General features: G+C 57.6%; 9 protein-coding genes. All 9 read left to right on the forward strand.

From position 1 onward, the window contains the following. Positions 1-1,265: penicillin-binding transpeptidase domain-containing protein (locus BLX41_RS35140; RefSeq protein WP_259744745.1), on the forward strand; the 1,265-nt coding region annotated here is incomplete at its 5' end. Between the two features lie 16 nt (positions 1,266-1,281). After that, positions 1,282-2,013 (forward strand): tetratricopeptide repeat protein, encoded by a 732-nt coding sequence (locus tag BLX41_RS12005; RefSeq protein WP_123725047.1) that lies wholly within the window; start codon positions 1,282-1,284, stop codon positions 2,011-2,013. Continuing rightward, entirely contained in the window at positions 2,013-2,348 is a 336-nt protein-coding gene (locus tag BLX41_RS12010; protein WP_123725048.1) for a YqcC family protein, read from the forward strand. The genes BLX41_RS12005 and BLX41_RS12010 overlap by 1 nt, the downstream gene beginning before the upstream one ends. Positions 2,349-2,918: 570 nt before the next feature. Next, a complete protein-coding gene (locus tag BLX41_RS12015) occupies positions 2,919-4,643 on the forward strand; it encodes an acetolactate synthase 3 large subunit (protein ID WP_123725053.1) in 1,725 nt (574 codons plus the stop codon). Between the two features lie 2 nt (positions 4,644-4,645). Continuing rightward, the gene (ilvN, locus tag BLX41_RS12020; protein WP_123725049.1) at positions 4,646-5,137 is read left to right on the forward strand and encodes an acetolactate synthase small subunit; all 492 of its coding nucleotides are present in this window, start codon (positions 4,646-4,648) and stop codon (positions 5,135-5,137) included. Positions 5,138-5,182: 45 nt separating this feature from the next. Then, on the forward strand, positions 5,183-6,199 hold the full coding sequence (gene ilvC / locus BLX41_RS12025) for a ketol-acid reductoisomerase (protein WP_007959661.1): 1,017 nt from the start codon (positions 5,183-5,185) through the stop codon (positions 6,197-6,199). 147 nt (positions 6,200-6,346) lie between these two features. Continuing rightward, positions 6,347-7,204, forward strand: a complete 858-nt coding sequence (gene pssA, locus BLX41_RS12030) for a CDP-diacylglycerol--serine O-phosphatidyltransferase (protein ID WP_047306129.1) — start codon at positions 6,347-6,349, stop codon at positions 7,202-7,204. 63 nt (positions 7,205-7,267) lie between these two features. Further along, a complete protein-coding gene (gene msrP, locus BLX41_RS12035; RefSeq protein ID WP_123725050.1) occupies positions 7,268-8,281 on the forward strand; it encodes a protein-methionine-sulfoxide reductase catalytic subunit MsrP in 1,014 nt (337 codons plus the stop codon). Further along, positions 8,281-8,901: a protein-methionine-sulfoxide reductase heme-binding subunit MsrQ gene (msrQ, locus tag BLX41_RS12040; protein WP_123725051.1), complete on the forward strand. Its 621-nt coding sequence runs from the start codon at positions 8,281-8,283 to the stop codon at positions 8,899-8,901. The genes msrP and msrQ overlap by 1 nt, the downstream gene beginning before the upstream one ends. Positions 8,902-8,966 lie beyond the last annotated feature (65 nt).

Consider the following 8,966-nt stretch of genomic DNA (forward strand, 5'->3'; position numbering starts at 1 on the left):
CGTTGGGCGTGACCAAGCGCGGTAGCCTGGCGGATAGCTCGTTCCCCGGTTTCCTCGATCTGGTGAAGCGCCAGTTGCGAGAAGACTATCGGGACGAAGACTTGACTGAAGAAGGGCTGCGAATCTTCACCAGTTTCGACCCCATTCTGCAGATGAAGGCTGAGGCTTCGGTCAACGATACCTTCAAGCGCCTGGCTGGACGCAAGGGTTCGGAAGACGTTGAGGCGGCCATGGTGGTGACCAATCCGGAAACCGGTGAGGTCCAGGCCATGATCGGCAGTCGTCAAGCCAGTTTCGCCGGCTTCAATCGGGCATTGGACGCAGTACGTCCGATCGGCTCGCTGATCAAGCCGGCGGTCTATCTGACAGCTCTGGAAAAGCCCAGCCAGTACACCCTGACCAGTTGGCTTTCCGATGAGGCCTTCTCGGTGAAGGGCGCTGACGGCCAGGTATGGAAGCCGCAGAACTACGACCGTCGCTCCCATGGCACCGTTTTCCTGTACCAGGGCCTGGCCCATTCCTACAACTTGTCCACCGCGCGGCTTGGCCTGGAAGTGGGCGTACCCAACGTCCTGAAGACCCTGGGGCGCCTGGGCGTTACCCGGGAGTTTCCGGCGTTCCCCTCGATGTTGCTGGGAGCCGGTGGTATGAGTCCGATCGAAGTGGCGACCATGTACCAGACCCTGGCCAATGGCGGTTTCAATACGCCAATGCGCGGGATTCGTAGTGTACTGACTGCCGAAGGCGAACCGCTCAAGCGTTATCCGTTCCAGATTCAGCAGCGATTCGATGCCGGGTCTATCTACCTGATCCAGAGTGCGATGCAACGCGTGATGCGCGAAGGTACGGGTAGCTCGGTTTACAACGTACTGCCCAAGACCCTGGCGTTGGCGGGCAAGACCGGCACCAGTAACGACTCCCGTGACAGCTGGTTCGCCGGCTTCAGCCAGGACCTGCTGGCGGTGGTCTGGCTGGGGCGTGACGATAACGGCAAGACGCCGTTTACCGGCGCCACGGGTGCCTTGCAGGTGTGGACCAGTTTCATGCGCAAGGCCGATCCGCTGCCGCTGGATATGCCGCAGCCGGACAACGTGGTTCAGGCCTGGGTCGACTCGCGTACTGGGCAGGGCTCCGATGCCAACTGTCCGGGTGCTGTACAGATGCCGTATATTCGCGGCAGCGAACCGCCTCCCGGCGCCTCCTGCAGTGGTGAAACCCCGGCAGGTAGCGATGTGATGGATTGGGTCAAGGGCTGGATGAACTAAGCGATGAGGGTTTGACGTGAACAAGTGGTGGGTTCCAGCTATTACAGCTCTGGCGTTGCTCAACGGTTGCGCCAGTGTGCAGCGCGGCTCCATTCCCGTCGTGGACTCCGGCACGGCCGTGTCCAACAGTGAGCGGATTTCTGCCTCCGGAGGCTTTCGACAGACGACGATCAAGCGTCCGGCCCAGGCACAGGCTCAGGCGATTCCTGAAGATTCCGGGGTGGTGGTGATGGTTCCCGGTGGCGGGGCAACGGCCTCTGCGCCGATCAGCAGCTCACCTATTACTCCGGGGCCTATTACCCCGGGTCCGGTGGACGGTTCGAATTATCAGTCGGCGCCGATCAATCAGGGCAACTACAACATGCCTTCGACTCCGAGTGGCATTCCGTCGGCTCGTACCGGTGGCTTGTCGGCTGATGAACAACTCGACGGGCCGGTGCTGGCATTGCTGACGACTGCCCAGCAACAGCAATCCAGTGGCGACTTGAATGGCGCATCCTCCAGTCTTGAGCGTGCCCAGCGCGTGGCGCCGCGCGAGCCGCAAGTGCTCTACCGTCTTGCCCAGGTGCGCATGGCTCAGGGTGATGCGCCGCAAGCCGAACAGTTTGCCCGTCGCGGTCTGAGCTTTGCCAATGGCCGCCCGGATCTTCAGGCGAGCTTGTGGGAGTTGATCGCCCAGGCGCGTGAGAAGCAGGGCGATGCCGCTGGCGCTGCCCAGGCTCGGCAGAAAGCCCGGGTTTCCCTGTGATGGATGTGCGGTTTCCCAAGATCGCCGAGCAGTTGCTGCTGATTGAGCGCGAGTTGCGTGGTCAGGGCTTGTGGGGCGAGGTTGCCCCCAGTGCCGAGGCGCTTGCCAGTACTCAGCCCTTCGCGGTGGATACCTTGGAATTCGAGCAGTGGCTGCAATGGATCTTCCTGCCGCGCATGAAGATGATCCTGGAGCAGGATCTGCCATTGCCCAACGCTTCCGGTATCCAGGAAATGGCCGAGATGGTGTTCTCCACCCGGCCCATGCAGGGGCGTGATCTTCAGCTGCGAATCCTGCTCAAAGAGTTTGATCAGCTCATAGTGGCTACCCGCTGATCCCGAGGCTGCCAGGTGTGCCTGGCAGCTCTTCTGCGGCGCACTGCGCGCTCCAGTCTGTTGATGCCTCAGTAGGCGTTTCCCTTTCTATATCTTCTCTTGCTGTGCTGCTTGGCACCCGGGGCCAGTGCCAGTCAATAGGTCAGTGGCTAAAGTCAAGGTTCGCATTTCTGAGTTGCTTGTCGAAGAATGCGCAATTGAAGCGCAGACAGTTGTCGTTTTGAGGTTTTTTCTTGCGTTCTCATGCGCTTAGTTCGAATTAACTACATAGACGACTTGACTTGAAGAGGACGAAACAGAAGAATCCAAAGTCCGCTGTAGAGGGACTGCCAGAAGCAGACCCACTCAGCAGATCATGAGGCGCACATCCGCGCCGAAGTGCTACACCCGCAACGCGTTACCTCGCGCTGGGTGGGAAAACCCCGCAACACTTTGGGGCGCTCCCAATACTTGCTCAGTCAGTGCTGACGTAGTCGGCGACCACCGTCGCTCATGCTCTGCTGAGAAGTAAACCTATTAAGACCCGCTCCCTTTTGAGGGCGGTATTCTGGCGTTTTAGAGGTGAACAACGTGGAGCTTTTATCTGGCGGTGAGATGCTCGTCCGCTTTTTGCGTGACGAAGGCGTCAAATATATCTACGGGTACCCGGGTGGTGCTCTCCTTCATGTTTACGATGCCCTGTTCAAAGAACCGGAAGTGACCCACATCCTGGTTCGTCACGAACAAGCGGCGACCCATATGGCTGACGGCTATGCCCGTGCCACCGGCAAAGCCGGCGTGGTACTGGTGACTTCCGGCCCGGGCGCGACCAATGCCATTACCGGTATTGCCACCGCCTATATGGACTCGATTCCAATGGTGATCATTTCCGGTCAGGTGCCTAGCACCATGGTCGGCACCGACGCGTTCCAGGAAACCGACATGATCGGTATCTCCCGTCCGATCGTGAAGCACAGCTTCATGATCAAACACGCTTCGGAAATCCCGGAAGTCATGAAGAAGGCCTTCTACCTGGCGCAGTCCGGTCGTCCCGGTCCGGTAGTGGTCGATATCCCGAAGGATATGACCAATCCGGCTGAAAAGTTCGAATACGTTTTTCCCAAGAAAGCCAAGCTGCGCTCCTACAGCCCAGCTGTTCGTGGTCACTCCGGGCAAATCCGCAAGGCGGCAGAAATGCTCCTGGCGGCCAAGCGTCCTGTGCTTTATGCAGGTGGCGGGGTGATCCTTGGTGGCGGTTCCGCACCGCTCACCGAGCTGGCCAAGATGCTCAATCTGCCAGTGACCAATACCTTGATGGGCTTGGGTGCCTATCCGGGGACCGACCGACAGTTCGTCGGCATGCTCGGCATGCACGGCAGCTACACGGCCAACCTGACCATGCACCACGCTGACGTTATTCTGGCCGTTGGCGCGCGCTTCGATGACCGGGTTATCAACGGCGCACCGAAGTTCTGCCCGAACGCCAAGATCATCCATGTGGATATCGATCCGGCTTCCATCTCCAAGACCATCAAGGCCGATGTGCCCATCGTGGGTCCTGTGGAGAGCGTCCTGACCGAAATGGTCGCGGCCCTCAAGGAAATCGGCGAGACCCCGAACAAGGATACGGTCGCCAGTTGGTGGAAGCAGATCGATGAGTGGCGTGGTGATCGCGGCCTGTTCCCTTACGACAAGGGCGACGGCAGCATCATCAAGCCACAGACCGTGATCGAAACCCTGTGCGAAGTGACCAAGGGCGATGCCTTTGTCACTTCCGACGTGGGGCAACACCAGATGTTCGCGGCGCAGTATTACAAGTTCAACAAGCCCAATCGCTGGATCAACTCCGGTGGCCTGGGCACCATGGGCTTCGGTTTCCCGGCGGCCATGGGCGTCAAGTTGAGCTTTCCGGATAATGATGTCGCCTGTGTCACCGGCGAGGGCAGTATCCAGATGAATATCCAGGAACTGTCCACCTGCCTGCAGTACGACTTGCCGGTCAAGATCATCAACCTGAACAACGGTGTGCTGGGTATGGTGCGCCAATGGCAGGACATGAGCTACGGCAGCCGTCACTCACACTCCTACATGGAATCGCTGCCTGACTTCGTCAAGCTGGTTGAGGCCTATGGGCATGTGGGCATGCGTATCACGGATCTGAAGGATCTGAAGCCGAAGATGGAAGAAGCGTTCGCCATGAAGGATCGCCTGGTATTCCTCGATATCCAGGTCGACACCAGTGAGCACGTCTATCCGATGCAGATCAAAGACGGCTCCATGCGCGATATGTGGCTGAGCAAGACGGAGCGTACTTAATCATGCGGCACATTATCTCCTTGCTTCTGGAAAACGAACCGGGCGCTCTGTCCCGTGTTGTAGGCCTGTTCTCGCAACGTAACTACAACATTGAAAGCCTGACCGTGGCGCCGACCGAAGACCCGACTCTGTCGCGTCTGACTCTGACCACAGTCGGCCATGATGAGATCATCGAGCAGATCACCAAGAACCTGAACAAGTTGATCGAGGTGGTGAAGCTGGTGGACCTGTCGGAAAGTGCTCACATCGAGCGCGAGCTGATGTTGGTCAAGGTCAAGGCTACCGGTGCCCAGCGTGCCGAGGTCAAGCGCACTACCGATATTTACCGTGGGCAGATCGTTGATGTCAGCGCCAGCGTGTATACCGTTCAATTGACCGGTACCAGCGACAAGCTCGACAGCTTCATTCAATCGATCGGCACCGCATCGATTCTGGAAACCGTACGCAGTGGTGTCACCGGGATTGCCCGTGGCGACAAAGTACTGAGCATCTAACTCAAATTAGCGAATGGCCGGAACGGCCTGATATAGGGGAAATTCATGAAAGTTTTCTACGATAAAGACTGCGACCTGTCGATCATCCAGGGTAAGAAAGTTGCCATCATCGGCTACGGTTCCCAGGGCCACGCTCAAGCATGCAACCTGAAGGATTCCGGCGTAGACGTGACTGTCGGCCTGCGTAAAGGCTCGGCTACCGTTGCCAAGGCTGAAGCCCACGGCCTGAAAGTGACCGACGTTGCTGCAGCCGTTGCCGGTGCCGACCTGGTCATGATCCTGACCCCGGACGAGTTCCAGTCCCAGCTGTACAAGAACGAAATCGAGCCGAACATCAAGAAGGGCGCCACTCTGGCCTTTTCCCACGGCTTCGCGATCCACTACAACCAGGTTGTGCCACGTGCCGACCTGGACGTGATCATGATCGCGCCGAAGGCTCCAGGCCACACCGTACGTTCCGAGTTCGTCAAGGGCGGTGGTATTCCTGACCTGATCGCGATCTACCAGGACGCTTCCGGCAACGCCAAGAACGTTGCCCTTTCCTACGCCGCAGGCGTGGGCGGCGGCCGTACCGGCATCATCGAAACCACCTTCAAGGACGAGACTGAAACCGACCTGTTCGGTGAGCAGGCTGTTCTGTGTGGCGGTACCGTCGAGCTGGTCAAAGCCGGTTTCGAAACCCTGGTTGAAGCTGGCTACGCGCCGGAAATGGCCTACTTCGAATGCCTGCACGAACTGAAGCTGATCGTTGACCTCATGTACGAAGGCGGTATCGCCAACATGAACTACTCGATCTCCAACAACGCCGAATACGGCGAGTACGTGACTGGTCCAGAGGTCATCAACGCCGAATCCCGCCAGGCCATGCGCAACGCTCTGAAGCGCATCCAGGACGGTGAATACGCCAAGATGTTCATCAGCGAAGGTGCTACCGGCTACCCATCGATGACCGCCAAGCGTCGTAACAACGCCGCTCACGGTATCGAAATCATCGGTGAGCAACTGCGCTCGATGATGCCGTGGATCGGTGCCAACAAAATCGTCGACAAAGCCAAGAACTAAGTTCGAGTATTGTCAGAGAAAACGCGGCCTAGGCCGCGTTTTTTCGTTTGGACGGGTAGGTTCTGGTATAAAGCTGGATCCTTTGTGGCCGAATCGCGGCCCTGGGGTATCTGTCGAAACTTTTCACACCGTTGCAAGGTAATGTCCATGAGCGAACGTCCCGAAGAGCCAAACCAGGCCTCTGACGCCGAAAGCCTGCTACCGATCGATGAGCATGTCGAAGAAGGGCATGACGCTGAAGGCCGTAAAGTCCGGCATCGTGGTATCTATCTTCTGCCGAATCTGTTCACCACTGCGAACCTGTTCGCGGGGTTCTATTCCATCATCAGTTCCATGAGTGCCCAGAGTGCGCTGAGTGCCGGGGACACGGCGGGGGCGAGCAAGTACTTTGCCTTTGCCGCGATCGCGATTTTCGTGGCCATGGTGCTTGATGGTCTGGATGGGCGTGTTGCCCGTATGACCAACACCCAGAGTGCTTTCGGTGCCGAGTACGACTCGCTGTCCGATATGGTTGCCTTCGGTGTTGCTCCTGCATTGCTGGCCTTTGGCTGGGCCTTGGGTGACATGGGCAAGGTCGGTTGGATGGTCGCCTTCATCTATGTAGCGGGCGCGGCATTGCGTCTGGCGCGCTTCAACACTCAAGTGGGTACTGCCGACAAGCGTTACTTCATCGGTCTGGCGAGCCCGGCAGCTGCGGGTGTTGTTGCCGGGATTGTCTGGGCTTTCAGCGATTACGGCATTCAGGGATCGAAGATGTCGTTCCTGGTGGCGTTGATGGTCGCGGCGGCGGGCATGCTGATGGTCAGCAACATCAAGTACAACAGCTTCAAGGACCTGGATCTGAAAGGGCGGGTGCCTTTTGTAGCTATTCTGGCAGTGGTGCTGGTGTTTGCTGTGGTGTTCAGTGATCCGCCGCGTATTCTGCTGCTGGTGTTCCTGGCTTATGCGGCTTCAGGGCCAATCCAGTACCTGCTGCACCTTCGTCGCCGCAAAAGCGTCGAGTGATGTAATTTCCTCCATACTCCGCAGTCTATTGGTGCATCAGTCCTCCAATACTGCGGAGTTGCCATGTTGTTCAAATTCCCCAAGTCCTCCGACTGCAAAGAGTCGGATGTCACGCCTGAGTCCTTCTATATCTCTCGACGTAGCCTGCTGGGCGGTGCGGTTGCCGGTCTTGCGGCGTCTGCCTTGCCACGTTGGGCTGGGGCGGATGAGGCGGGACGCTATGCCGATGTCGAGCCTGGCCGGGCGCCTGGCTGGTTTGTTGAAAAACTACCTGCAACCCAATGGCAGGCAGTGAATGTCAAGGATGAGGCAATCACTCCCTTCAAGGATGCGACTCACTACAACAACTTTTATGAGTTCGGTACTGATAAGGGGGACCCGGCGGCCAATGCCGGTGTGCTCAAGACTGAACCCTGGAGCGTGGTGGTGGATGGGGAGGTCGCCAAGCCGGGGCGTTATGCGCTGGAAGACTTCATGAAGCCTTATCAGTTGCAGGAGCGTATATATCGGCTGCGCTGTGTAGAAGCCTGGTCGATGGTGATTCCCTGGATGGGTTTTCCAATCTCTGAATTGCTCAAGCAGGTGGAGCCCACGAGTAAGGCCAGGTTCATTCGCTTTGAAACACTGCAGGATCCTAAAAGCATGCCGGGACAGCGTTCCGGTTTTGCGTTGATCGACTGGCCTTATGTAGAGGGGCTGCGGCTGGATGAGGCAATGAATCCCTTGGCGATTTTGGCGGTCGGCATGTATGGGCGTGAGCTACCCAACCAGAATGGTGCGCCTCTGCGACTGGTAGTGCCTTGGAAGTATGGCTTCAAGAGTGTGAAGTCGATTGTGCGCATCAGCCTGGTCAGTGAGCAGCCGAAGACTACATGGCAGAGTATTGCGGCCAACGAGTATGGCTTCTACGCAAATGTGAACCCGACCGTTGATCATCCGCGGTGGACACAGGCTCGGGAGCGTCGTCTGCCGAGTGGGCTGTTCAGCCCTAACGTACGAGAAACGCAGATGTTCAATGGCTACTCGGACGAGGTTGCTTCTTTATATAGCGGCATGGATCTTCGGAAGAACTACTGATGCGTTATTCGTTGTGGCGTGTCGGTGTCTTTATTGTTGCGGCTGTCTGGCCTCTGTATTGGCTGTATGAGGCTTGGGCTTCGGTATTGGGGCCAGACCCCGGCAAGGTTTTGGTTGATCGTCTGGGCCTGGGTACTCTGGTGTTGCTGTTGATCACCTTGAGCATGACGCCGCTGCAGCGTCTTACCGGGTGGTCGGGCTGGATAGCGGTGCGCAGGCAGTTGGGGTTGTGGTGTTTTGCCTATGTCGTGTTGCACCTGTGTGCCTATGGCGTGTTCATTCTCGGTTTGGATTGGTCGCAGTTGGGTGTGGAGCTGCGCAAGCGGCCATATATCTTTGTCGGTAGTCTGGGCTTCGTCTTTCTATTGCTGTTGGCGGTTACGTCCAATCGTTACAGTCAGCGCCGGTTGGGCGCGCGCTGGAAAAAGCTGCATCGGCTGGTGTACTTCATTCTCGGGCTTGGATTGCTGCATATGCTGTGGATTGTCCGGGCCGATCTGAAGGAGTGGGCGGTGTATGCATCTATAGGTGCACTATTACTGTTGTTACGCGTGCCGTCAGTCATGCGCCGGATTCCCCGGTTTTTTGCTAAAAAAGCATCTTCTGCAACAAAAACGTAATTAACCCTTGACGGCAGATTCTACAGGTCTATAATTCGCCCCACTTCCGGCGCAGTCGAAACGGA

Origin of the sequence: Pseudomonas protegens, from assembly GCF_003732485.1 — a bacterium.
GTDB lineage: Bacteria > Pseudomonadota > Gammaproteobacteria > Pseudomonadales > Pseudomonadaceae > Aquipseudomonas > Aquipseudomonas protegens_B.

Excerpts from the sequence above, each read along its gene's own strand:
- BLX41_RS12010 (WP_123725048.1), top strand. The coding sequence starts at position 2,013 with ATGGATGTGCGGTTTCCCAAGATCGCCGAGCAGTTGCTGCTGATTGAG.
- ilvN (WP_123725049.1), top strand. The coding sequence starts at position 4,646 with ATGCGGCACATTATCTCCTTGCTTCTGGAAAACGAACCGGGCGCTCTG.
- ilvC (WP_007959661.1), top strand. The coding sequence starts at position 5,183 with ATGAAAGTTTTCTACGATAAAGACTGCGACCTGTCGATCATCCAGGGT.
- pssA (WP_047306129.1), top strand. The coding sequence starts at position 6,347 with ATGAGCGAACGTCCCGAAGAGCCAAACCAGGCCTCTGACGCCGAAAGC.
- msrP (WP_123725050.1), top strand. The coding sequence starts at position 7,268 with ATGTTGTTCAAATTCCCCAAGTCCTCCGACTGCAAAGAGTCGGATGTC.
- msrQ (WP_123725051.1), top strand. The coding sequence starts at position 8,281 with ATGCGTTATTCGTTGTGGCGTGTCGGTGTCTTTATTGTTGCGGCTGTC.